Annotated in this window: 22 protein-coding genes; 13 read left to right on the forward strand and 9 right to left on the reverse strand. The window is 66.9% G+C overall.

What is annotated here, in order from left to right; all coding sequences use genetic code 11:
* Window positions 1-2 precede the first annotated feature (2 nt).
* The 5 genes from LLW23_RS06850 to LLW23_RS06870 all read left to right on the forward strand — a co-directional run bounded on the left by LLW23_RS06850 (window position 3) and on the right by LLW23_RS06870 (window position 5400).
* The gene (locus LLW23_RS06850) at window positions 3-887 is read left to right on the forward strand and encodes a BKACE family enzyme (RefSeq protein ID WP_228948017.1); all 885 of its coding nucleotides are present in this window, start codon (window positions 3-5) and stop codon (window positions 885-887) included.
* A gap of 77 nt (window positions 888-964) precedes the next feature.
* Entirely contained in the window at window positions 965-1732 is a 768-nt protein-coding gene (locus LLW23_RS06855; RefSeq protein ID WP_228948018.1) for an IclR family transcriptional regulator, read from the forward strand.
* 33 nt (window positions 1733-1765) lie between these two features.
* Window positions 1766-3511 carry an N-acyl-D-amino-acid deacylase family protein gene (locus tag LLW23_RS06860; RefSeq protein ID WP_228948019.1) on the forward strand — a complete coding sequence of 582 codons (1746 nt, stop codon included), beginning with the start codon at window positions 1766-1768 and terminating at the stop codon, window positions 3509-3511.
* Window positions 3512-3568: 57 nt separating this feature from the next.
* Window positions 3569-4711 (forward strand): glycosyltransferase, encoded by a 1143-nt coding sequence (locus LLW23_RS06865; protein ID WP_228948020.1) that lies wholly within the window; start codon window positions 3569-3571, stop codon window positions 4709-4711.
* Window positions 4708-5400 (forward strand): heparin lyase I family protein, encoded by a 693-nt coding sequence (locus LLW23_RS06870; protein ID WP_228948021.1) that lies wholly within the window; start codon window positions 4708-4710, stop codon window positions 5398-5400. Before LLW23_RS06865 ends, LLW23_RS06870 begins: the two co-directional genes overlap by 4 nt.
* Before the next feature lie 3 nt (window positions 5401-5403).
* Here the strand turns inward: LLW23_RS06870 and LLW23_RS06875 are convergent, their stop codons facing one another.
* The 3 genes from LLW23_RS06875 to LLW23_RS06885 form a co-directional block, all read right to left on the reverse strand.
* Complete coding sequence (locus LLW23_RS06875; RefSeq protein ID WP_228948022.1) at window positions 5404-6129, reverse strand: sugar transferase; 726 nt, start codon at window positions 6127-6129, stop codon at window positions 5404-5406.
* Window positions 6130-6220: 91 nt separating this feature from the next.
* On the reverse strand, window positions 6221-7417 hold the full coding sequence (locus LLW23_RS06880) for a polysaccharide deacetylase family protein (protein WP_228948023.1): 1197 nt from the start codon (window positions 7415-7417) through the stop codon (window positions 6221-6223).
* Complete coding sequence (locus LLW23_RS06885; protein ID WP_228948024.1) at window positions 7414-8412, reverse strand: GNAT family N-acetyltransferase; 999 nt, start codon at window positions 8410-8412, stop codon at window positions 7414-7416. Before LLW23_RS06885 ends, LLW23_RS06880 begins: the two co-directional genes overlap by 4 nt.
* A 95-nt stretch (window positions 8413-8507) precedes the next feature.
* On the opposite strand from LLW23_RS06885, the gene LLW23_RS06890 reads away from it, so the two are divergent.
* From LLW23_RS06890 to LLW23_RS06925, 8 genes are all read left to right on the forward strand, one after another.
* The gene (locus LLW23_RS06890) at window positions 8508-9572 is read left to right on the forward strand and encodes a lipid II:glycine glycyltransferase FemX (protein WP_228948025.1); all 1065 of its coding nucleotides are present in this window, start codon (window positions 8508-8510) and stop codon (window positions 9570-9572) included.
* Window positions 9565-10236, forward strand: coding sequence for a hypothetical protein (locus tag LLW23_RS06895; protein WP_228948026.1), 672 nt, complete (start codon window positions 9565-9567; stop codon window positions 10234-10236). The genes LLW23_RS06890 and LLW23_RS06895 overlap by 8 nt, the downstream gene beginning before the upstream one ends.
* 47 nt (window positions 10237-10283) lie before the next feature.
* Window positions 10284-11843 carry a murein biosynthesis integral membrane protein MurJ gene (gene murJ / locus LLW23_RS06900; protein WP_228948027.1) on the forward strand — a complete coding sequence of 520 codons (1560 nt, stop codon included), beginning with the start codon at window positions 10284-10286 and terminating at the stop codon, window positions 11841-11843.
* Entirely contained in the window at window positions 11840-12901 is a 1062-nt protein-coding gene (locus tag LLW23_RS06905) for a glycosyltransferase (RefSeq protein ID WP_228948028.1), read from the forward strand. Before murJ ends, LLW23_RS06905 begins: the two co-directional genes overlap by 4 nt.
* 159 nt (window positions 12902-13060) lie before the next feature.
* A complete protein-coding gene (locus tag LLW23_RS06910; RefSeq protein ID WP_228948029.1) occupies window positions 13061-13807 on the forward strand; it encodes a polysaccharide biosynthesis/export family protein in 747 nt (248 codons plus the stop codon).
* Complete coding sequence (locus tag LLW23_RS06915) at window positions 13807-15783, forward strand: hypothetical protein (RefSeq protein WP_228948030.1); 1977 nt, start codon at window positions 13807-13809, stop codon at window positions 15781-15783. Before LLW23_RS06910 ends, LLW23_RS06915 begins: the two co-directional genes overlap by 1 nt.
* Window positions 15764-17074: an O-antigen ligase family protein gene (locus tag LLW23_RS06920; RefSeq protein WP_228948031.1), complete on the forward strand. Its 1311-nt coding sequence runs from the start codon at window positions 15764-15766 to the stop codon at window positions 17072-17074. Before LLW23_RS06915 ends, LLW23_RS06920 begins: the two co-directional genes overlap by 20 nt.
* Complete coding sequence (locus tag LLW23_RS06925; RefSeq protein WP_228948032.1) at window positions 17071-18273, forward strand: glycosyltransferase family 4 protein; 1203 nt, start codon at window positions 17071-17073, stop codon at window positions 18271-18273. Before LLW23_RS06920 ends, LLW23_RS06925 begins: the two co-directional genes overlap by 4 nt.
* A 9-nt stretch (window positions 18274-18282) precedes the next feature.
* Here the strand turns inward: LLW23_RS06925 and LLW23_RS06930 are convergent, their stop codons facing one another.
* The 6 genes from LLW23_RS06930 to LLW23_RS06955 all read right to left on the reverse strand — a co-directional run bounded on the left by LLW23_RS06930 (window position 18283) and on the right by LLW23_RS06955 (window position 24060).
* Complete coding sequence (locus tag LLW23_RS06930) at window positions 18283-19176, reverse strand: cupin-like domain-containing protein (protein WP_228948033.1); 894 nt, start codon at window positions 19174-19176, stop codon at window positions 18283-18285.
* On the reverse strand, window positions 19173-20264 hold the full coding sequence (locus LLW23_RS06935; protein WP_228948034.1) for a GNAT family N-acetyltransferase: 1092 nt from the start codon (window positions 20262-20264) through the stop codon (window positions 19173-19175). Before LLW23_RS06935 ends, LLW23_RS06930 begins: the two co-directional genes overlap by 4 nt.
* Before the next feature lie 108 nt (window positions 20265-20372).
* Entirely contained in the window at window positions 20373-21158 is a 786-nt protein-coding gene (locus tag LLW23_RS06940; RefSeq protein ID WP_228948035.1) for an SDR family NAD(P)-dependent oxidoreductase, read from the reverse strand.
* Window positions 21159-21169: 11 nt separating this feature from the next.
* Entirely contained in the window at window positions 21170-22360 is a 1191-nt protein-coding gene (locus LLW23_RS06945) for a zinc-dependent alcohol dehydrogenase (protein ID WP_228948036.1), read from the reverse strand.
* Window positions 22360-22983 (reverse strand): SRPBCC family protein, encoded by a 624-nt coding sequence (locus tag LLW23_RS06950; protein WP_228948037.1) that lies wholly within the window; start codon window positions 22981-22983, stop codon window positions 22360-22362. The genes LLW23_RS06945 and LLW23_RS06950 overlap by 1 nt, the downstream gene beginning before the upstream one ends.
* 129 nt (window positions 22984-23112) lie before the next feature.
* The gene (locus LLW23_RS06955) at window positions 23113-24060 is read right to left on the reverse strand and encodes an alpha/beta hydrolase (protein ID WP_228948038.1); all 948 of its coding nucleotides are present in this window, start codon (window positions 24058-24060) and stop codon (window positions 23113-23115) included.
* Window positions 24061-24066: the final 6 nt, after the last annotated feature.

Consider the following 24066-nt stretch of genomic DNA (forward strand, 5'->3'; position numbering starts at 1 on the left):
GCGTGGAACCCCTGATTATCGAAGCCGCACTCAACGGCGCGACGCCCAAGGCGCGGAATCCCAACGTGCCGGTCTCGCCGGAGGAGATCACCGCCGGAGCCCTTGCCGCAATGGAGGCGGGTGCGGCGATCGTCCACACGCACATCGAGCGGATGGACATGACCGGCGGCGCGGCGGTGGTGCGCTACATGGAAGGCTATGCGCCCGTGCTCGCCGCGCGGCCCGACGCGATCTTGTGGGGTACGGTGGCGACCGGGCCGGATGTTGAGGCCCGCTTCGGCCACTATCGCGGGCTCGCAGTGGCAGGCGTGCGGATGGGCGCGTTCGATCCGGGCTCGGTCAACCTCGGCACGCATGGCGCGAACGGCCTGCCGGGTGCCTCGATCGTCTACGCCACGTCATACCGCGACATCGCCTGGCTCGCCGACCTGCACCACGAGGAAAAGCTCGGCCCAGCGATCGCGATCTACGAGCCCGGCTGGCTGCGCACCACGCTCGCCTATGAGAAGGCGGGGAAGCTGCCTGCCGGCGCTTTCGTGAAGCTCTATTTCGGCGGGCGATACAATTTCCTCGATGGCAAGCGCAGCGACGTAACCTTCGGCTTGCCACCGACCGAAAAGGCGCTCGATGCCTATCTTGAGCTGCTCGAAGGATCGTCGTTGCCTTGGGCGGTCGCGGCGATTGGCGATTGCGTGATCGAGACCGGCCTGGCGAGCCTCGCGATCGCGCGCGGCGGTCACGTCCGCGTCGGGCTGGAAGACTTCGGTGGCCAGCGCAAGCCGGGCAACCTCGAGTTGATTGCCGAAGTGGTGGCGTTGGCGGCAGACGCCGGGCGGCCGCTGGCTAGCCCGACCGATGCGGCGCGCATTCTTGGTTTGCCACGATGAATCAACCTCTCCCCGCCCCACGCACTTTCCCCCTTCGTGTCGAGCGCAGTCGAGGCACCAACCCCAGCGGGCATACCATGTCCCTAGACTTTGCCCGGGACGAACGCGCGGACCTGGTCAAGCCAGTCGGCGCCGTGATCACCGCGCTCGCGATCCTGCGCTGCATCGGCCGCCACCGCGAGGCGCTGCGCCTGTCCGACATCGTCCGCGAGGAATCGATCAACGCCTCCACCGCGCACGCCATCCTGCGCACGCTCGAACACGAAGGACTCGTTGCCTTCGACCGCCGAACCAAACGCTACACGCTCGCCAGCGGCCTCACCGATCTCGCCGCGCCGCTCACTGAGCGCGACGATCCCGCGATGCGCGCCGCCAACGCGATGGCCGCCGCCGCGCAGGAACTGCACGCCACGATCGGCTTATGGCGCCGCGTCGGCGACGAGGTCGAGTTGCTTCACGTCGCCGACAGCTCGGCGACGATGCGCGTCGCCTTCACCATCGGTCGCCGCCTGCCGATGCTGCTCGGCGCAATGGGGCGCCTGGTCGCGGCCCGCGGCGATTTCGACGAAGCGACGCTGGAGCGCGGCTTCGAAGCAGTGCCCTGGGCGATCGTCCCCGATTACACGACGTGGCGCGCGGAAGTCGCGACTGCCCAGCGCGACGCGATCGGGCTCGATCACGGCCACGTCAACGCCGGCATCCTCGGGGTCGCCGTCCCGGTCGAGCATGACGGCCCGCTCCGCCACGTCGTCGCCGCCGCGATGTTCGACGCCGGCCCGCATCCGGACACCACCGTCATCGTCGATCGCTTGCGCGCCGTCGCAGCGGTCGCCGGCGACCAATAAACACATTCAAAACATAAGCTTAGGAGAGCCACCATGTACGACCTGCTCGTCAAGAACGGCACCATCGTCGACGGCACCGGCGCCCCCAGCTTCCGCGGTGACCTGGCTGTGCGCGACGGCAAGATCGTCGCGGTCGGAGACGCCTCCGGCCCCGCCCGCGAGACGATCGACGCCGAAGGTTGCATCGTCACACCAGGCTTCGTCGACATCCATACGCACTACGATGGTCAAGTTTCGTGGGATCAAGTCCTCGCCCCCTCCTCGATCAACGGCGTCACTTCGGCCGCAATGGGCAATTGCGGCGTGGGGTTCGCGCCCGCGCGCGCTGACAAGCACGATTGGCTGATCCAGTTGCTCGAAGGCGTCGAAGACATCCCCGGCACTGCGCTTGCCGAAGGGCTGACATGGGATTGGGAGAGCTTCCCCGACTATCTCGACGCGCTCAGCCAGCGCGAATATGCAATCGATCTCGGCGCCCACCTCCCCCACGCCGCGCTCCGCGCCTATGTTATGGGTGACCGCGGCGGCGATCACCTTGAACGTCCCTCGACGGGCGAGATCGAGCGGATGGCGCGGCTGACCGCTGAAGCGATGGAGGCCGGCGCGCTCGGCTTCACCACATCGCGCACGCACGCCCACCGTAGCCGTGACGGCCTCAATATCGGTACGCTGACCGCGGAAGATCCCGAACTGCTGGGGATCGTCGGTGCGCTGCGGCAGACCGGCAAGGGTGTGATCCAGCTGATCTCGGACGCGTATCTTACGGCGGACGACGCGTTCGCCACCGCTGAACTCCAGCTGATCCGCCGCCTCGCCGAGACGAGCGGCCGCCGCCTGTCGTTCACCGTGCAGCAGACCGACGACTCGCCCGATCGGTGGAAGAGCATCTATCGAGAGATCGATCAGATGGTCGCCGATGGTCTGCCCGTCAGTGCGCAAGTCGCACCGCGCCCGATTGGAGCGATCCTCTCGTTCGCCTCCACCACCAATCCATTCATCGTCGCACGCACCTATCGCCGGATCGCCGCCGAGAGCGCCAGCATCGACGCACGGTTGCAGGCGCTCGCTGACCCGGCGGTGCGTGCCGCGATATTGGAAGAACATGCCGCCTTCCACGCAAGCGAGGGCTTCATCGCCATCATCACGCGCGGCTTCACCCGCATGTTCCGGATGACCGACCCGGTCGATTATGAACCGCACGAAAGCCAGTCGCTTGGCGCGGAGGCAGGACGCGCCGGGGTCGATCCCGCAGCGTTCGTCTACGACACGCTGATGGAAGAAGGCGGCCGTCGGCTCCTATACATGCCGTTGATCAACTATGCACACGGCAACCTCGACGACGTGCATGGCATGTTGACGGGCAACCATGTGCTTTACGGTCTCTCAGATGGCGGCGCGCATTGCGGGACGATCTGCGACGGCAGCTTCCCGACCACCACGGTCGCCTTATGGTCGCGCGGCAACAAGGCCGGGCTGTCGACCCCGCTCGAACGTCTCGTCCACGGCTATTCGCAAAAGAACGCGGCGCATGTCGGCTGGTACGATCGCGGCGTGCTCGCGCCAGGCTACCTCGCCGACATAAATGTAATCTCGCTTGACGAACTCGCGCTTGCGCCGCCGGAAATCGTTCAGGATCTGCCGGCAGGCGGCACACGCCTGCTCCAGCAACCCCGCGGGTATCGTGCTACGGTTAAGTCGGGGGTGCCGACGTTCTCACGCGGTGCCTGGACTGGGCGGACGCCGGGGCGGTTATTGCGGGGGGCGCAGGCGTTTGGCTGAAGGCACGGGACGCCATGTTAGCCTTGTCCTAACGAGACCCGCGCTAGAGGCGGCGCGATGCAGTGTCTCGCCTGGACTCTTCTCCTGCTGCCGGTAGCTATCTTCGCTGGCTATCCGGCGCTGATGCTCGCTGCGGCGGCGACGCGGCCGCGGCGTTTTACACCACAAGTCAGCGCCTTACCGTCCATTACGATCCTCATCGGGGCGCACAACGAAGCCGCAAATATCGGCGATAAGCTCGCGTCTGTTGGTGCGGCGCTTGCCGAATGGCGCGGTGAGGCGGAAGTGATCGTGGCCGACGATGGATCGACCGATGACACCGCCGCGATCGCCGAGGCGCAGGGCGCGCGCGTGCTGCGGTGCCCGCGCGGCGGCAAGGCGGCTGCGCTTAACATAGCTATTTCAAAGGCTTGTGGCGACATCATTGTGATGACGGATGCCGATCCACTGTTCGATGCGGCGACGATCCCCGCCATTCTCGCGCCGTTCGCCGATCCGGAGGTCGGCGCGGTCGCCGGACGGGTCGAGACGATCATTCCCCGCGATCGGGGCAAAGGCGGGCGATTTTCGGGGGCTGACCGGTGGTTTCGACTCTATGAATCCGCCTTGCGCGGGGCGGAAGACCGACTTTTCGGCTGCATCTCTGCCGACGGGGGTCTGTATGCCATCCGCCGCTCGCTGGTCCCGATCGTACCGGCCGATGTGACCGACGATTTCCACATCAGCACGGCGGCGGTCGCGGCCGGCTATCGCATCGCCTTTGCCGATGACGCGCGGGTCTGGGAGCATAGCATCGGCGGCGGGCGGCAGCAGTTTCGCCGCCGCGTGCGGATCACCGTGCGCGGGCTCACCGCGCTGTGGCGCCGACGCGCGCTGATGAACCCCTTCGTGACCGGCTGGTATGCGCCGGCGCTGGTGCTGCACAAGGTAGGCCGACGGCTCGCGCCCTTGTGCCTGCTGCCACTGTGGCTGGTCAGTGGGTGGCTCGGCGTGCAGGGGTCGGCGTGGTGGGCGCTCATCGCCTTGGGGTTGACCGGTGCGGCACTGGTCGCGCTCGCGGGAGCGGCGGGGGTGCGGCTGCGCGGACCGCTCAAGCTGGTGCATGGCGCGATGCTGCATCTCGCGGGGCTCGCCACCGGCACGATCCTGTTCGCGATCGGGCGGCGCTACGCACAATGGACGCCGCAGAAGCAGGCATGATGCGAGTCCTGCTGTCTCTCCTGGCGCTTGCCGCCGGCCCCTCGAGCGGCGGCTTCGTCGAGGATTTCGAGCATGACATGCGGATCGGCCAAGGGGGCCGCTGGGCGCTCGCGCAACAGATCAACGGGCGCGTCCGGTTGGTGCCCGCGCCGGCGCGTTCGGGCCGCGCATTGCTCGCCACGGCGGGGCCGAAGCGGGGGGAAACAGTGGCCAAGGCCGATCTCGTCGCACGGGTGGCGACGATGCCGGCCGGCACGCAGCTGTCGATCGCGTTCGATCTTCGCATCCCGGCCGCCAGCCCGCGCGATTCGCTGCAGCTGGTCGACGTCGAGTGCGCGATCTGCGGCGAAAGCGGCAATCCGGGCATTCGGCTATACCTGCGACGCGGTCGCCTGCGCATCGATCGCGCCAAGATCGGCATCCGCCACGCCTGGACGCGTGACGATGCGCCCGTACTCGCGCCCGACCGCTGGCATCGCATCACCTGGCAGCTTCGACTCGATCCCGGCGAAGCCGGTGCGGCGCGCGTCCTACTCGACGGGCGCGAAGTGCTCGCCGCGCGCGGCGCAACGCTGGCGGACACGCCACGCATCGGCGCCGATCGCGTTCAGATCGGCATTACGGCAAACTCGAATGCCGTGCCGGCGATGGCTTGGTTCGACAATATCGCAGTGACGGTCCGCCGCTGATCCTCAGCAGGCGCCATCACCCTTCTTCACCGCGTTGATGGTGCGGACGATCAAGTGCAGATCCTGCTTTGCGGAAAGCGACCTGATGTAGCGCATGTCGAGCTCCGCGCGCTCGTCAAAATCGATGTTCGCCCGGCCCGAGACTTGCCACAGCCCGGTCAAGCCCGGCTTCGCCGCAAGCCGCGGCAAGTGCGGCATACGATAGGTGCTGGCATCGAACGACGTCGGTCGCGGGCCGACCAGTGCCATGTCGCCGCGCACGACGTTCCACAGGTTCGGCAGCTCGTCGATGCTGGTCTTGCGCAGAATGCGCCCGACGCGCGTGACACGCGGATCATTGGCAAGCTTGAAATCGGGCGAATCCGGCGCGTGGATGTTGTGCGCGCGCAGCTTCGCCTTCAGCGCCTCGGCGTCCACCACCATGGTGCGAAACTTGAACAGGCGAAAGCGGTGGCCGAGATATCCGGTGCGACGTTGAATGAAAAACACGGGGCCACGATCGTCGAGCTTGATCGCGATCGCGACGATCACGAGCAGCGGTGACAGCACGATCAGCGCTGCCAACGCGACCACCGCGTCGAACACAGGCTTCAGCCGCCGTGCATAGCTGCCACGCCGAACCTCGAGATGCAGCGGAACACCGCGCATGTCGCTTTCGAATCGCACCCGCCGCGCCATATCCTGGCGCCGCTCGGTCGGAAAAGCTTCGGTAGGTGCGTGATCGGTCATCTAGAATCGCGTTTGAGGGCTGCCGCGGCATACCGCCAATGACAATTCTTTCGGTTTTTTGCGTGGCAAAAGAGAGTTAACGGCAGAAATACTAACAAAAATCATCGCCGAGGCGCGAACGCAGCGCGATCATAAAGCGTCTGAACGCCTGCATCGGCGCGAGGAGCAGATACCAATAATGGTTGCCCTGCATCAGCCGTACCGACGCACGCAGGTACAGCGCTTCGGCAGGCAACCAGCGAAAGCCTAAAGCGCGATCATCGATGTGGAGGCGCGAGAGCACCTCCGCTGGTTCCTCGGCCGTATTGCGCCTCTTGCCACCGGTAGAAGCCACATAGCCGAGCCGCCGGGCGATCTCCCGACCCTCGTTGCCGACCTTGTTCTCGGGCCAGCAGAATATGCGCGGTGGGCTGCCCAATCGTTGGCTGAAAGTCGTCCGACAGGCGACGAGGTCGCGCTCGATCCGTCCGACGAACGCGGTCGTATCCTCGCGCGCGCTGCCGATCCAGGCGCGTTCGGCGAGCGCCAAGCCGGATGCCGGGATCGGGCTGCCGAGCGGCACCGCGGCGGGCGCCGCCATGCGAAACCAGTCGTGCTTGGGCCCCGGCGTCGCCGCCCATTGCATCCAGGCATGCTGGCGCCAGTTCGCGGCATCGAGCCTGCCAACGATCTTGTCCGACGTCGGCACGCGCGCATGGTCCACGCCGTGCGGCTCGACCTCGAAGCCGAACGCACGCAAATCAATGAGTTCGGCCCAGCGCATATAGCCTTCGCCGCTGCCATCGTGGCGCGGCCGATCGTCGGGCTCGATAAAGTCAAGTGACGGAAAAAAGGTCGCCGGCATGGCATGGCGCTGCAGCAGCGGCATCGCATACTGGTGATTGTCGAGATAGCCGTCGTCGAAATGCAGCACGACCGAACGATCGGGCACCGGCTCACCAGCTCGCCGTCGCTCGACGAATTCGCGTGTCGCGATCACCTTGGCGCCGATCCGATCGAGGGTCGCGAGGTGGCGCGCGAAGGTATCGGGATGAACGGCGATATCACGCGACCACGGCAGCCAACCGGGTTGCGGACTAATCGAGTGATACGTCAGAATGGCGACGCCTGGCGGGGCAATCATCACGCGATGACCCGCCACCAGCGCAAGCAGCACGGCCAATGCCGCGGCAATTAGCCCGAGCGCTCCCGGGATCAGCAGCACGATCGCCGCCGCCGAAACGATGCCGGCGCCCAGCATTGCGCTCCAGCGTAACACGCGGCGGCGCCGTTCCTCCTTGCGCGTCATGCCCTGTCCCTCCGCGCATCGCGCCACGCCTTCGCCCGCGCGCGAAGGCCATCGTGCGCGTAAGCCAACCTGCCCCGAACGCCCGGCGCATAGACCGTCACGCGATACAAAGGATCGCTGTGATCGGCGAAGCGCAATTTATACTCTGCTGGGCTCATGCCGTTGCCCATCTTGTCGTACCAATCGACCCCGGGATGGCCGACGCAATGGCGGATGTGTTCCGCCGCTAGCACATAGCCGACAGAGATTTCCGCATACGCCTCGTCATAACCCACTTTCAGCAGAAACACGCGCCGCCCGCCGCGGATGCCGAACTCGAACGCCGCGAGCCGCTCACCATGCCATAACAAGGCGATGTGCAGTGCGCCCGCCGCCGCGGCTTCCCGCACGAGCGCGGTGTAGAAGCGGCACTCGGCAGGATTGTCGCTGATTGCTGTGCCTTCACGCCCCTTCCACCCCGATCGCTCGACCGCCAGGATTTGGTCGAACAGATCGCTTGTCGTCGGGTCGTCGGTGCGGAACTCGGTCGTCATCCCGAGCGTGCCGAATACCTCCTTGCCGTCGCGGCGCAGGCGTTGCCGGATGCGCTTGCTGCGCGCAACGAGCCAGCGATCGTAGCCGTTGCGACAATCGACCACCGGTGCGAGTGCATGTGGCGCGATCCGCACGCGATACCGCGTCGACCAGCCGCGGGCCGCCGCAAGCAACGCGGCATCTTCGGCAATATACTCGAACCGCAGCAGGGCCGCGCCATGATCGCTCATCAGGCGCATCGGCAGATCGGCAGGCACCGGCGTGCCAGGAGCAACATCGTAATGCACGCTATGCGGATTGGTCGCGCTCCGCAGGCTCCGCACGCTGATCGGGCCCAATCGCTCGTGACCTGCAACGAGCGTCAGGCCGTTCTGGCGGATCACGGGGCCAAAGGCGGCAGACCAGCAGGCAAACCAGGCATCACCGAGATGAAAGGCGTCGCCCGATCTCGCCGCCAGCACTTAACCTCTCCGCAATCAGCCCCTGTTAACGCGGCGATTACCGCAACGCTTGCGAAGAAATGGTGAATGTCGCCGCTGAAGATCTCTCTACCGCGATGACGATTCATTCGCAGCTCGTGCCGTTGCTCGATGGCGAGGAGGCGACGCGTTTCGACGCGTTCCTGCAGGGCAGCCCGTTCGCGGCGTACCAGCAATCGCGCGCCTGGCCGCGCGCCGCGCCGCAGCACGCGCGCCGCGACTGGCGCTTCTTCGCGGCGTTCGACGATGCGGAAATGATTGGCGCGTGCGTGATCCGCAGCACCCGGCTCGCGATGGGCGCGTGGCTGGCGACGGTGCAGCGTGGGCCGATCGTGCATGATGCAGCGCGGCTTGGCGTGGTGCTTGGTGAGCTGCGCCGCGTGCTGCGGCAAGCGGGGTGCTGCTCGGTACAGATCGGGCCCCGGGTGCGTGGTCGCACGCTGCCGATCATGGCCGAAGCGATGCGTGACGCCGGCTTTGCGCCGATGCCGCCCGACGAACAGGCGCTGCATCATGCGACCGGCATCATCTGGCTCGACAAGCCCGAGGCGGAGGTGCTCGCCGGATTAAAGCAACGCGCGCGTCGGGCGCTGAAGGCGGCGGACAAAGGCAGGATCGTCGTTCGCGCGGTCGAACACTCCGACGATCTTGCGACCTATCAGCGCCTGCTCGATGCCTTCGCCGCTAGCCGGCCGGATTACGATCGCTCGGGCCAGCCCAACGCCCGCGCGCAGGCCGACCTGATCGCAGCGCTGGGTGGCGCGATGCTGCTGGCGGAGCGCGAAGGATCACCGATCGGCGCGCATGCCTTCGTGCGGCAGGCGGACGAGGCAATCTGGCTGTCGCTCGCGACGGTCGATCGCGACGGCGCCTCGCCCGGCTATCCGCTGTTGTGGGAAGGGATGCGGCGCGCGCGCGCGATGGGCTGCGTCGGCTTCGACCTGGCCGGCCTGCCCGAGGCGGAACCGACCGACCCGGGCGAAGCGGGCCGCGCGCAGTTCAAGAACGCTTTTGCGCCGCACCGCCGGCTGATGCCGCCGATGCAATTCGCCGCGCTCGATCCGGTGCGGCATACCGTGCTGCTCGGCGCGCGACGCATCTATCGCACCCTGAAGCGCCGGTCGGGTGCCGGCGGTGGCTGAAGGAAAGTGGCGGGCGTTGCGCCAACGGATTGCACGCGACGGTCTGCCCGCGACGCTCCGCAAGGCGATCGGCGACCATGTGTTCCGGCACAGCGCGAGCGTGGTGATGGAATTGCGCCGCGAGGATGCGCGGCTCGGGCCAGTGCGGGCGGACGGGAGCATCCGCTTCGTCATTCTGCGCGATGACGACGAGGTGCCGCCGCTCTGCCCGTTTCTGGCGCACCGGCGGCGCGATTTCATTGACAGCTTGGCGATCGGCAAGCTCGGCTTCTTCGTGTTGCGGCATGAGATCGCGGTCGGCTGCGCCTGGGTGGCGCTGTCGGACCATCACGATTCCCGGATGCGCGAGCGCTATCGCGTCGCCCCTGGCGAGGCGTATCTCTATAGCTGGCTGCTCGACCCGGTCGAACGGCCGCGCGGCACGGCGCTGATGTTCGCGCGCTGGGTGATGCAGGTGCTGCTGGGGATGGCCGTGGAGCGCATGTTCTGCGTGATCGATCGCGATAACCGCGCTTCGTATCGTATCCATCAGCATTTCCGGTATCGCGAGAGCGGGCTACTGGTGCGTCACTTCCACCTGCTGCACCTCCGCTGGACTTTGATGTCGCGATACAAGGGCACTTTAGGGCTGCGCGATCCTGCGCGGGGCCGGCGCGCCGCATGAACCGGGAAGTAGCTGCAGCGAGGCGCCCGCGCTTCAGCAGCGGGCGAATGCTGGTGCGTTCGGCTTTGGTGGTGACGGTGATCCGTGCGCTGGATTTCGGGCTGTCGTTCCTCGTTTCGGTGTTGCTCGCCAATCGCTTCGGCGCCTCGGGGCTGCTCGATGCGTTTTTCCTCGCGCGGCGGACGACGGTCGGGTTCGCGGATACGATCCGCAAGCTGGTCGGGCAGATCGTACTGCCGCCGGTGCTGGCGGCGGTCGATCGTGGCGAGGTGCCCTCGGTGCGGCATCTGCCGCGGCGGATGGGGTGGTTCCTCGCGTGCTTCGCGTTGATCATGGTTGCCGGCATGCTGGTGCCATCGGCGTGGGCGCGGCTGTTCGCGCCGGGCTTCCGTGGCGAGCAACAGACGCTGACAGCGGACATGATGCGGATCATGCTGCCGCTGCTGCCGATCGCGGTGGTAGCCTCGCTGCTCGCCGCAGTCCTGCAGGCGCGGCGGCGTTACCTGCTGAGCGAGGGCACCAACCTCGTGCAGCGCGCGATCCTCGTGCTCGTGCTGGCGCTGTTCGTGCCGCCGCTCGGGATCGTTGCGGGTGCGTGGACGATGCTGGTGGCTGGCGTGATCGGCTTCCTGATCCTGCTTGCGGGTGCGTGGTCGATCGTTCGGCCCCGGCAGCGGGATGCCGCTGCCGAGACGAAACCCGCCGCGCCGGAGATCGCCGGTGGCGGGCTGGCCGCGGCGATCGTGATCAACGTCTATTTCCAGGCGACGGCGCTGCTCGATTTCGGGTTTGCGACCACCACTGGCGATGGTGCGGTCGCCTCGCTTGAATATGGATCGCGGCTGGTGTCGCTTGTGCCCGGGCTGGTTATGTCGAGCCTTGCGACGGTGCTGACGCCAGAGCTGATCCGCGCAGTGCAGCAATCCGATCGCGCGGCTGCCGCAGCCGGCATCCAGCGTTTCCAGCGGATCGGCATGTTCGCGCAGGCGCCGGTGTCGATGGGCATGATGCTCGGCGCGACGCTGATGGTGAGCGCGCTGTTCGGCCATGGTGCGTTCGGCCCGGAGGCGATCGCGTCCGCCGCAGCCTGCACTGCCGGCTATGCCGCCGCGGCGGTCTTCCTGGCGCCGATGAGCGCGATCACCACCTCGATCTACGCCGATCCGCACGCCCCGGCGCTGCGTGATCTGACGCTGATAGCGGTGATCGGCACGGCCATTCGGGTAGCCACATTGGCGATCGTTGCGCCGATCTGGGGTGCCCCGGGCATCGCCTATGGCGCGGCGGTGGCGACCGCGCTTACCTTTGGCGTCGCGCAGATCGTGGCCGCGCGGCGCTTCCACCATTTCCAGATGCGCGCGCAGCTTGCCGACCTGGTGCAGACCGCGGCGTGCGCGGGAATCGCGGCGGCGGCGGGGTGGCTTTTGCTGTGGCTGATCCCCGATCCGCACAAGCTGTATAGCGAACTGGCGCTGCTGGCGGCGCTCGGCGTGGTGATCGTGCTCGTCTACTTTGCCGCCGCGGTCGCACTGCGCGTGCCCGAGATGGCGGCGCTGCGCGACGTCGCCGCGCAGATCGTCGCGCGCCGCCGGGCGAAGCGCGGATGAGCGCGCAACGTGTCGGTTTCCTGCTGCCGCATTTCCGCACCGGCGGCGCCGAGCGGGTAGTGCTGCACTGGATCGAGGCGCTCGACCGGTGCCGCTGGCAGCCAGTGCTTCTGCTCGGGCGGGTCGAGGGCGATTTGCTGGCGCACCTCCCGCGCGACGTGGCGGTGATCGCGATCGGCGGCGGGCGGGCGCTGTTGCGGCCGTTACGGATCGCGCGTGCGCTGGCAGCACAGCGGATCGATGTCGCTTATTCGGCGACCTCGGCGATGAACCTCGCGCTGCTCGCTGCGCCGACGAAAGTGCCCCGAATCGTCTCAGAACATACGCAACCAGATGCGTTCCGGCGCGAGGCGAAATGGCCGCTGCTGCGCCAGGCGGGAACGCGGCTGCTGACGCGACGTGCAGCAGCAGTGGCAGTGCCGACCGCGGCGATCGGAGAGGCTGTGCGCGGCGCGCCGGTCGTCGTCGTCCGCAATCCCGTGCTGCGCGAGGCGCCGCCGCCGCTTGGTGACAAGCCGCGTCACGGTTCGCGCGTGGTGGCCGCGGGACGCCTGGTGCCGGCGAAGGGCTTCGACACGATGCTTGAAGCCGCCGCGCTGCTGAAGGCGCGTGGCGTGACGTACACGCTCACCATCTACGGCGAAGGCCCTTTGCGCGATGCGCTGGTCGCGCAGGTGGCGCGGCTCGGGCTTGGCGACCACGTCACGCTGCCCGGAACCACCGACTCGCTGTCGGCCGAACTGGCCGCCGCGGGCCTCGTCGTCTCGTCATCACGTCGCGAGGGGTTCGGCAACGTGTTGATCGAGGCGATGGCGGTCGGCACGCCGGTGTTGGCGACGCGTGCGGGCGGACCGGAGACGTTCATCGATCATGCGCGCAACGGTTTCCTTGTCGCGGCGGACGATCCGGCGGCGCTCGCCGACGCCATCGGGGGGCTTCTTGCCGACGCTGACCAACGGCTAGCGGTGCGCGAGCCTGCAAGAGAGACGGCGGCGCATTATACTGTCACCGCATCGGTCGCGGAGTTCGAGGCGCTGCTGCTAACGCGGGTGACGTAGCGCGATTTAACACGCCCTCCCCCGACCCCTCCCGCAAGCGGGAGGGGAGAAGATGGCGCCGCTCCTGCCTGCCCATGAAACTGCCAAACACCGGTTTAACGGTAAAGTTACGGCACTCGCGCCATAGCATCGCGGTCGGTAGCGCTAGTTGAGAGTTCAATGCGTCATTTCCTGAATGCTTGTGTCCTCGTGCTCGCCACCGCCGGCTGCGCCGGTCCGGTGCGCTATGCGCCCGCGCCCGAAGTGGAGCTGACCACCGGCTCGCTCGATCTCGCGCGCGAGGCGGGGCGGATGGTCGAGGATCGGCTGAACCAGGATGGCGACTTCCACCCGGGCGATCTCGTGCGGCTTTCCTTCCCGTTCACGCCGCAGCTCAACACCGACCAGCGCGTGCAATTGTCGGGCGCGATCAGCCCGCCGCTGCTGCCGCCGCTGTCGATCCGCGGCATGAGCACGGCGCAGCTTCAGGCCGAGCTCGAGGCACGCTATCGCCCGAAGCTCGCCCGCCCGACGGTGTCGGTCGCGCTCCTGGAATATAACCGCCCGCCCCCGCCGCCGGAGATCTTCGTGCTCGGCGAGGTCGTGAAGCCGGGCAATTTCCCCTATCGGGACGGCACGACGCCGTTCGAGGGCATCGCGCGCGCCGGCGGTGGCAATCGCGACGCCGATCTCTCGCGGGTCGTGGTGATGACGCCGATCGGCGACAAGCTCGTCGCGCGGATGCTTGATCTGTCCGCGACGCTCAACGGCAGTACCCGGCCGCTCGACTATCTGCCGCCCTATACCGTGCTGATCGTGCCGCCGACCGGCATCGCGCGCGACGCCGACCGATCGCGGCAGATACGCCAGATCATCGGCTTCAATGGCATCAACGTCGGCTCCGCCGTCACACTGATCCAGCCCTGATGGCGTTAGGGCTTGTCTATCTGCGCGTGATCCTGTCGCGCTGGCGGCTGGTGCTTGCGCTCGTCGCGCTCACCACGCTGATGGCGTGGGGCATCAGCGTGTTCTATCTCGCGACCAAACCGAAATTCGAGGCCGCGGCGCGGCTCAACATCGTGCCGACCGCGGAAGAGCTCGGGTATGCCAGCCGCTTCGTGCGTGGCACGACCTTCGATGGTGGCAGCGTCCTGCTCGGCACTTATGCCGAGTTCGCGCACACGCGCCCCGTCGTCGAGCCGATCGTCGATCGCTACATCGCCGAGGCGGCCGCTGCACAAGGCATGAGCCCGAGCGCTTGGCTCACCGCCAACACCGGCCCGCCGAGCTTCTCGCCCGGCCGCATCCTGGCGATCCTCAACTATGGCGAAGCGCCGGTCGTGCCGCTGCGCGAGGAAATCATCGAGGAGCTGATCGAGAATACCAAGATCGAGACGATCGAGGGCACGTACCTGATCCGCCTTGGCGTGGAGTGGGAGGATGCGCGGTCTGCCGCGTGGTTCTCCAATGCGCTGGCGGATGCGATCATCGCCCGCGCCGAGCGCGCCTCGCGCAGCACTGGGCGCGAGATCGCCGGCACGCTGGAAGCGCGGCTTGCCGCAAAGCGCAGCGAACTTGCCGGGTTGCTGCGCCAGAGCCGCGGCCTCAAATCGTCGATCGGCGTGGTCGACCTCGATCGGCAGAAGACGTCGCTGCTCGAAGCGCGACTGACCGAACAGGCGCAGCTGACCACCGATCGCGCCGCGCTCGACGCCGCGAAGAGCCAGGTCGCCGCGCTGCGCCAGCAATCGGGCGGCAAGCTCACCGGCGCGCAATCGACGGTCGAGCAGACGCTGGCCGTCGAGGCACCGCGCGCCGCTGGCCTTGCCCAGAGCGTAGCCATCCGCGCCGCGCGGATCGGCCAGCTCGACCGGCAGATCGCAGGGCTCGGCGGATCGGAAGATCGCGTGAAGTCGCTCGACGAGCGTGCCGCGCTGCTTCAGCAGGAAGTCAACGCGCTCACCGAGCGCGTCAGCTTCAGCCAGACCGAGAATCTCGCCAATGGCCCGCGGATCCAGCTGATCGAGCGCGCAACGCCGCCCAAGACGCGATCGAGCCCGAAGATCTTCTTCAACACGGTGTTGGGGTTCATCGGCGGGTGCGCGCTCGCGGCGTGCGCGCTGCTGCTGCTCGGCCCTGCTCCGCCGCGCGCCGAGCCAGCGCAGGAGGACGAGCGGGTCGAACCGATCGAGCCAGTGGCTGACGAAGCGGACGCCGAACCGACGCCGACATCGCGTCCTACCGCCAAACTTCACGCGATCCACTCCGAGCCAGTGCCAGCCGCATCGGCCGAAGTTCCGCCCCCACACGTATCCCACCCTGGCGAACCTGTGAAACGACGGCCCTCTGTCGCACCCTTGGTGGCGGTCAGCGCGGCGCTGAAGCGGGAAGACGCGCCCGCTCCCGAACCAATCCCCGTACCCGTATCCCAAGCTGTCGAACCGCCCCGCCCACCGGTGGTCGACGAACGCTTTCCCGGCACGCTGCCGCGCCCGGCAAATGGTGAATCCTACACCAGCAGCGAAGCCGCCGCGATCCAGCGAACGTTCGGGACATGGTTGTTCGAGCAGCTTGCCGCCGATGCGCGCGGGTTGTTCATCGGTGCGGTGACTCATGAAGCGGATGCGCGGCAACTCGCGCAGCTGACGCATTTCATGCTCGGTCGCGCGGGCATCCAGCTCGCGGTGGTCGATGGGCGGCAGGCCGGCGCGCGCGCCGACCGGCCAGGCAAGCCGTTCGTTTATGTCGGCCCGCTCGATGCGACCGCAGCCCAAGAGGCGCTTGCCGCAATGCCACCGAGCGCGCATTTGGTGCTCGCGACCCGCGAGGGCGATCCGCTCGACTGGCGCAATCACCATGCGGTCGACGTGCCGCGCGCCGCCTATGTCGTCGCTTTCGGCTAACCGCGTCGCACCCGCGCCGTCGTTCGCCGAAGCGGCGACGACGATGCGCCTGGTCGCGATGGCCCCGCTCCTCCTCTATGCGCTGCTCACTCAGCTCGATGCGTTCGGCAACCAGATTTCCGCGCGGCTGCCGATCGGCACGACCGAGCTGATCCTCGCCGCGCTGCTCGGCACGACGCTGCTGACCCTGCTGCTGCCGACTACCCATGGGGTGCGTGGCAGTCACACCGGCGCTCGGCTGATCGCGGCGATGTTCTGCTGGGCGGTGTTCAGCTGGACGATGTCTCTGCACCGCACCGAGGGGCTGGATTACCTCCAGAAGCTCGCGACTGCGCTGCTGCCGGCACTGTGCCTGCTAGCGATCGTCGACACGCCGGCACGGATGCGCTGGGTAATGCTGGCGATCATCGGTGCCGGCGCCGTCTCCGCAGCGATCATCGTGATCGAATCACGCACCGGCACGCGGCTCGTCTCGACCTCGATCGCCGCCACCACCGCGGGATTCGAGGGCGTGGCGCGCTCGGCGGGCGGATCGGACCAGAATCCCACCACGGCGGCGCAGATGCTGCTCGTATCGGTGTTGCTCGCGGGCGGATTGCTGTTCGCTGGCGAGCGACGGTGGCGCGTCGTGCTTGCCGGGGTGGTTGCGCTCGGCGGCGTCGCGCTGGTGTTCACCTCGGCGCGATCGGCGCTGATCGGGCTGATGCTGGGGGCGGGCCTAATCGCACTGTCATTCCGCCATCGCGGTTTCTTTCCGCTGATGGTGCTTGGCGGCATCGTCGCGATCATCGCCGCGATCCCGTTCCTGCCCGCGACACTGGTCGATCGGTTTGCCGCGATCGGCAATTTCGGGATGGATCCGACGCTGTATCGCCGGATCACCTATCTGCGCATCGGTGGCGACCTGATCCAGCAATCCCCGGTGTGGGGCGTGGGGCCGGGCAATTATCCGCTATATTATGTGACGGACGCCTATCGCTGGATGCCGGGGCGTGAGATCTTCCCGCGCGAGCTACACAATACCTATCTCGACGCCGCGACCGAATATGGCCTGGTCGGGTTCGCGCTGTTCGCCGCGACGCTCGGCTATGCGCTGCGATCGGCTTGGCGGGCGGCGCAGGCTCGGTCGCCCGAGCTTGCACGGCTCGGCATGGCGGCAGTGGTAGCGCTCGCGGGGCTGATGGCGGCGTGCTTCTTCATGCCGCACAAGGATCTACGCTATCTGTGGTTGCTGGTGGCGATCGCGATCCAATGTGGCCGGCTGCGCACTGCCGAGGAGCGGCGCGGATGAAGCTTGCCGTCATCGTCACCGAATTTCCCAAGTCGACCGAGACGTTCATCTATCGCGACCTCGTCACCTTTCTGGAGGCGGGGGTCGAGGTGCGGCTGTACCATCTCGCGCCGTATCGCGCGCGCCAGACGCTGCACGGCTTTGCCGCGCCGCTGAAGGAGCGCGCGGTCGATCCCGGCTTTTGGCGACCGGCCGCGCTTGGCCGCGCGCTGGTGCGTCGGCCGGGCGCCTTGCTCGGCAGTGTGACGCAGATGCTGTGGGCATACCGGCGGCATCCGAAGCTTGCCGCCAAGTCGCTCGCGTTGGTGCCGAAGGCGCTCGCGATCACCCAGGATGCGCGGGCTTGGGGCGCTACCCATGTCCATGCCGAATTCGCCGGCCATCCCGCTACCGCTGCCTGGCTGGGCGCTCGGCTGGGCGGCTTGCCCTATTCGGTAAGCTGCCGCGCGCATGATCTGTTTCGCACCCAGGCGCTGCTGCCCGCGAAGCTTGGCGAAGCGGCGGCAGTGCGCACCGTCAGCGATTTCGGGCGCGCTTTCGTGCGCGAGCGGGTTGCGGGGATGGGAGCCCGCGCGGTGCATGTGATCCACTCGTCGGTCGATGTCGGGCGGATCGATCCGGTCGAGACCGTTCCGGCGACGGACCCGTTCCACATCCTGTACGTCGGCGCGCTGGAGCCGAAGAAGGGCGTCGGCCATCTCTTCGATGCGCTGGTGATTGCGAACGCGCGGTTGGGGAACTGGCGCTGCACGCTGATCGGCCACGGCCCTGACGCGGAGCTGTTGAAGGCGCGCGCCGCCGCGCTGGGACTTGGCGATCGCGTGACCTTCGCCGGGATGCAGCCGTTCGAGAGGGTGGCCGAAGCGTATCGCACCGCGAGCGTCTGCGTCGCGCCGAGCGTCATCGGCCCGAACGGCCGGCAGGAGGGCATCCCCAACGTGATGATCGAGGCGCTCGCCTACCAGCGCCCGGCGATCACGACCAACATCTCAGGGATTCCCGAGCTGATCCGCGACGGCGATACAGGGCTGTTGGTGCCGCCGGGCGATCCACAGGCGCTGGCGACCGCGCTGCTGCGGGTGCGCGACGATCCCGAGGCGGCACTGGCGATGGCACGGCGTGGGCGCGCGCACGTCGAGCAGGAATTCGATCTCGCCGTGAACGCGCGGCGGCAGCTGGCGCTGTTCTTCCCGGACTGATCCGTACCGCTAGTAAGCCGCCCGATCGCGCTCCTTGCCGACCGCGCGGCGCGCCAGGGCCACCGCGCCTTTTACCAGCCGGTGTCCGGCGACCTTCGCCGCATCCGTTCCGGGCGACGCCCCCGGCGCCCCCGGCGCGATGCCGAGGCGGCGCATCCGCTGGTTCACACGATGCAGCCGTGCCTCGCCGTCGCTCATGCGCGAGCGCCATGTGATGCTGAACGAGATCGACGGCTCCGGCCCGTTCTGCACCCAGTGCGGCGCCTTCACCGGCACGTACACCGCCTGGCCCGGCCCCATCGCGAAATCGCGCGCATGTGCGTCAAACTTGGGATCGTGGCGCATGTTGCGATGCGCGCCGCCACGGTGGAACGCCTCGTGGACGGTCTGCGGCACGATCGAAAGGTCACCCGCGGGATAGACGCGCATCGTCTTGCTGCCCGCGATCTGGAGCAGGATATTGTGCTCCGGATCCATGTGGAACGGCGTCACCGAGTTTGGCGCGGAGAGGAAGATAAAGGCTTCGCGGCGGCGATATGCCCCCGTCGTGCGAGTTGCGACCGGCGCGATTTCGGCGAGGCATGCGTTGATCAGCGCGGCATAGGCGGGATCGACATCGACCTTCTTCAGCACCATCCAGCAGCCATTGTCCGCCAATGTCCGAACGATCTCGCCCGGCGACAGCGCCGCGCGGGGGATCGCATCGGGTCGCTGATCGACCGCGAGATTGCCGAGATTGTGCTCGACGTGGCTCGCCGGCAGCCGCTCGGCGAGATCCGCCAGCGCGTCGATCCGGAACAGCGGATGATCGTGCAGGCGATGCGCTACGGGCGCCGATCCGCCCGGGTAGGCGGCGGCGAAATCGCGGAGACCTTCGGGGGCGAAACATGCTGGCGCGGTCATGCCGGCGATCCTTCCACAGCAGGGTTAAGCGCCGGTTTCCGCCGCGCGCGCCACGCGGCCTGCGTACGGCAGAGCAAGCGCGACGACCAGCGGTCGTGCGGCACCACGAGCGACACGATCTGTCTCCGATCGGGCCAGATTCGGTCGATCATCGGATGGCCGGCGCGCGCGCAGCTATCGACCCGCGCCAGCCCGCGTTCGTCGAGCGCGTACGCCAGATAGGCCATTTCGAGTAGCACGCCGGGCGAGAAGCTCGCCCACGCTTCGTCATAAGCGATCTTGAGCTGGAACGCCTCTCGCCCATGCTCGAGGTTCGCGAGCATCGCGATCGGCTGTCCGCCGACGCTCATGCGATGAAAGTCGAGGTTGTCCGCGCGCTGCGCCGCCAGGATCAGGTGGCGGAAGCAGGCCTCCGTGGCAGCGTCGGCCGAGGCGGCGACACCCTCACGTCCCTTCCATCCAGTCTCCTCGAGCCGGAACAGCTCGTCGATCCAAGGCTCAGAATCGGCATCAGGGGCAAGGCGATCGAAGCGAAGTTCGCCGCGGTCGGCCAAACGCGCGCGCAACCGTCGGTGCTCCTTCAATACCTTGCCGCGGACGTGCTGGGCAGCGTGTTCCTCGCTGCTGAGCCCGTGGTGAAGCACGGCCCGGCCGTAGCGGCGGGTAACGTAATGCGCTCCGCCAGTCTGCTTCAGGACCGTGAACAACGCCCGCGTCGAGGCACTTTCGGCGTCGAGCGCGGACAGTCGCAACCAGTGCCCGGGAAGGCCTGCGAGCGCCGGCAGGGCGACGCGCCAGAACTCCTCCTCGGCCCCGTCGTAGATCAGTGGCTCGCCGAGAGCGCGCAGCCGCTGGTCCCAATTTTCGACGTACATCGCGACACCGCGGCGTCGCTGAACGGTGATCGGCAAGGCGCCGAGCAGTCCGCTGCCGTCACGGACTAACAATAACCGAGGCCGTCCGCCTTCCGGGAGCAACATTCCGGCCGCAACGCCAGCGGGGTCATAGAACGGATTGGCCGTGCCCGCCGTGGCGGCGAGACTGTCCCACGCCGCGCGATCGTCTGCCGTTAACGGCAAGTCGATCACTTGGGCCCGTATGCCGCCTAGGTGCGCATCCTTTCGCATGGGGATGTCGCATAGCGAAGAGTGCTGACCGATTGGTTCACGCCAGAAATCTAATTTGCCGGCGAGGCCTTACTCCTTGTCTGACCCGGGCTCGGCCATGCCGCGATGCAATTGCGCCAACACCGCTTGCGGTACGACGCCGGACGCGAGCACCTGCAACTTGTTCGCGATGCCAGACACGATGTGCCCCTTGCCGGCAATCAGCGCATCCCAGCCATCCTGCGCCACCGTCGCGGGATCGGCCTTCGCCTCGCTCTTCCCCACCGGCGTGTCGAGCATGTCGGCGCGGGCAAAGAATTCGGTGTCTACCGGCCCCGGCATCAGGGTCGTCAGCGTGACGCCGTCGACATCCTTGATCTCGTTGCGCAGCGCTTCGGTAAAGTTGTCGATGAACGCCTTGGTCGCGTTGTAGATCGCGTTAAAGCTGCCGGGGATGTAGCCCGCGATCGAACCAGTAACGAGGATCTTGCCCGAATTGCGCGCGACCATTTGCTGCAATGCCTTCTGCAACAGATAGACGGTGCCGGTGACGTTGGTGTCGATCGAGTGGCGCCAGTCAGTGACGCTCTGATCTAGAAAAGCGCCGCCCTTGCTGTTGCCGGCATTCGCACACACTAGATCGATCGGGCGTCCGTTCGCGGCGGCAAGCACGCGATCGACGCCGTCGATCGTCGACAGATCGGCCTCGACCGATTGAACCTGCGTGCCGAACTGCTCGAAATCGCGCGCCGCGGCGTCGATCAGCGGTTCGTTGGCGACGACGATCAAATCGTATCCTTCGCGCCCGGCGATGGAGGCGAGCTCAAAGCCGATTCCGGTCGATGCACCGGTAATGATGGCAAGTTTATTGGCCATGGTATCGCTCCTCAAAGGGTAACGCGGTCGAGCCCGGGCTTCAGCACGACCTTCGTCACCTCGTTCTGCTGGTTCTTGAACATGCTGTAGCCGTCGGGCGCATTTTCGAGCGGCAGCGTGTGGCTGATCAGGAAGGTCGTATCGATCGTCCCTTCCATGATCGCGTTGAGCAACGCGGGCATGTAATGTTGGACGTGCGTCTGCCCGGTCTTGAGCGTCAGGCCCTTTTCCATGAACGCGCCGAGCGGAAACTTGTCGACGAACCCGCCATAGACCGCAGGCATCGAGATGCGCCCGCCCTTGCGGCACGCGATGATCGCTTGCCGGATCGAGTGGATGCGATCCGTGCCGAGGAAAGTCGATGCCTTGATCTGATCGACGATGTTGTCGACAAACATGCCGTGCGCTTCGAGCCCGACCGAATCGATGCAGGCGTCCGGACCGATCCCGCCGGTCATTTCCATCAGTGCTTCGTAGGTCGCGCTTTCCTCGAAGTTGATCGTCTCCGCGCCGAACTTCTTGGCGAGCTCCAGCCGATGCGGGAAATGATCGATCGCGATCACGCGCGCTGCACCCATCAGAAACGCCGACTGCACCGCGAAAAGCCCGACCGGACCGCAGCCCCATACCGCGACCGTATCGCCCGGTTCGATGCCGGCATTCTCCGCCGCCATCCAGCCAGTCGGCAGGATGTCCGACAGGAACAGCACCTGCTCGTCCGGCACGCCATCGGGAACGACGATCGGGCCGACGTCGCTGAACGGCACGCGGACATATTCCGCCTGCCCGCCCGAATAGCCTCCGGTCATATGGCTATAGCCGAAGAGCCCGCTCATCGGCTGGCCGTAAATCGTCTGCGCGATATCCTGATTGTCGGCCGGCAGGCCATTGTCGCACGCCGAATATTGATGCTTGCCGCAATGGAAGCACGAGCCGCAGGCGATGGTGAACGGCACCACGACGCGCTGGCCCTTCTTCAGGGTCGACTTGGGGCCCGTCTCGACAACCTCACCCATGAACTCATGGCCGAGAATGTCGCCCGACTGCATCGTCGGGATGTAATTGTCGTAGAGATGAAGGTCAGAACCGCAGATCGCCGTCGAAGTGACCTTGATGATCGCGTCACGCGGATTGAGGATTTCGGGATCGTCGACCGTATCGACGCGCACGTCGTGCTTCCCGTGCCAGGCCAGAGCGCGCATCAGTTCTTCCCTTCGTCGAGCAGGCGCTGGTTGCGCGCGCCGGTGGCGATCTCGCCGGTTTCCATGAGTTGCTTGAAGCGGCGCAGATCACGCCGCGCCTGGATCGCCGGTTCGCGCTGGAACATCTTGGCGATCACCTTGCCGATGATGCCGGCGGGTGGATCGTAGAGGATCGTCGCGGTGACGATCGTCCCGCGATCGCCCTGCGCGTCGCGGAAATCGACCCGGCCGCTGTTCGGCACATCTGCGCCTTCTTCCGATGCCCAGGCGATGTATTCGCCCTCACGCTCATCGGTGATCGCAGCGGTCCATTCGACGGTGGTGCCGCCTGGCGCCTTTACCACCCAGTGCGTGCGGCGATCATCCAGCGGTTCGATCCGCTCGACATTCTCCATGAAGGTCGCGAGCCTGGGGAAGTCGCGCCAGTAAGCGTATAGCTCTGCGCGCGGCTTGTTGATCGTCACCGTGCGGCCGACCAACGTGTCAGCGTTGCCGTCCGCGGGCGCGTCGATCAAGCTGCCGGTGGCAGCTTCGACGGCGTCGGATCTGTTCTTGGTAGTCGTGACCGGCGAATCATCCGCCTGTCCGTTTTCTATGCTGGTCTGGTGGATCGTATCGGCCATGCCATCCTCCTGAAGATGACGCCTCAACGACGCGTGCGACGCGGCCGTTCCGAAAACAGCCTTGTTGCAGGCCAGATATTCCGAGAAAATCGCTTTTCTTAAAATAGGTTAGGTACTGAGCCTCGACACCTAGCCGTGCAGGGCGCGGCGCAGCGCCTCGCGGCTGTCGCGGTTCGACTGCTGCGCGGTGCGCGCGCCCGGCACGAGATTGAAGGCGTGGAACGCGCCGGGATAGACGTGCAACTCGGTCGGCACACCGGCCGCGATCAGCCGCCGCGCGTACAGCAGATCCTCGTCGACGAAGAGATCGAGCGCACCGGTCGAAATGAACGTCGGCGGCAGGCCGGCGAGATCGGTGGCGCGCGCGGCGGCGGCGTAGGGCGATACGTCCGCGCCGCCGGGGGCGTGGCCGAGCAGCGCGGTCCAGCCGAACACGTTCTTGGCGCGGTTCCAGATGAACTCGCCCGCGGTCGGGTGCGGCGGCTCAGTACAGGTGCGATCGTCGATCATTGGGTAAATCAGATGCTGGAACGCCAGCGCATGCTCGCCGCGATCACGCGCGAGCAGCGCCAGCCCAGCGGCCAGCCCGCCGCCCGCGCTTTCGCCCATCACGCCGATGCGCGTGCGATCGAGCCCCAGCGCGTCTGCCTCGCGCATCACGAAATCGAGCGCGGCGTAGCAATCCTCGACATTGCCGGGGAAGCACGTCTCGGGCGCAAGGCGATAATCGACCGAGACAATCGCGCAGGCGAGGTCCGCCGCCAGCGCGCGGTGAATGTCGGTCAGTTCGCTAGCCTTGCCCGCGACATACCCGCCGCCATGAAGGTGCAGGATGCACGGCAGCGCACCATCGGCGCCGTTCGCGCGATACACATGGAGCGGCACGGCAGGCGCTCCGTCGCGTCCAGGCGCCTCCATCCGATCGAACCGGACATCGACCGGTGGGGCGGGCGGGCGCGGCAGCGAGCGAGCGCGGATTGCCGGCAGCATTTCCACGCTCAGCTCGACGTTGGGCCAAGCGTCGAGCAGCGGCGCGAGTTCGGGATCGACGAGGTGCCGGGTATCGAGCGTTGCCATGGTTGG

The organism is Sphingomonas radiodurans (assembly GCF_020866845.1).
GTDB lineage: Bacteria > Pseudomonadota > Alphaproteobacteria > Sphingomonadales > Sphingomonadaceae > Sphingomonas > Sphingomonas radiodurans.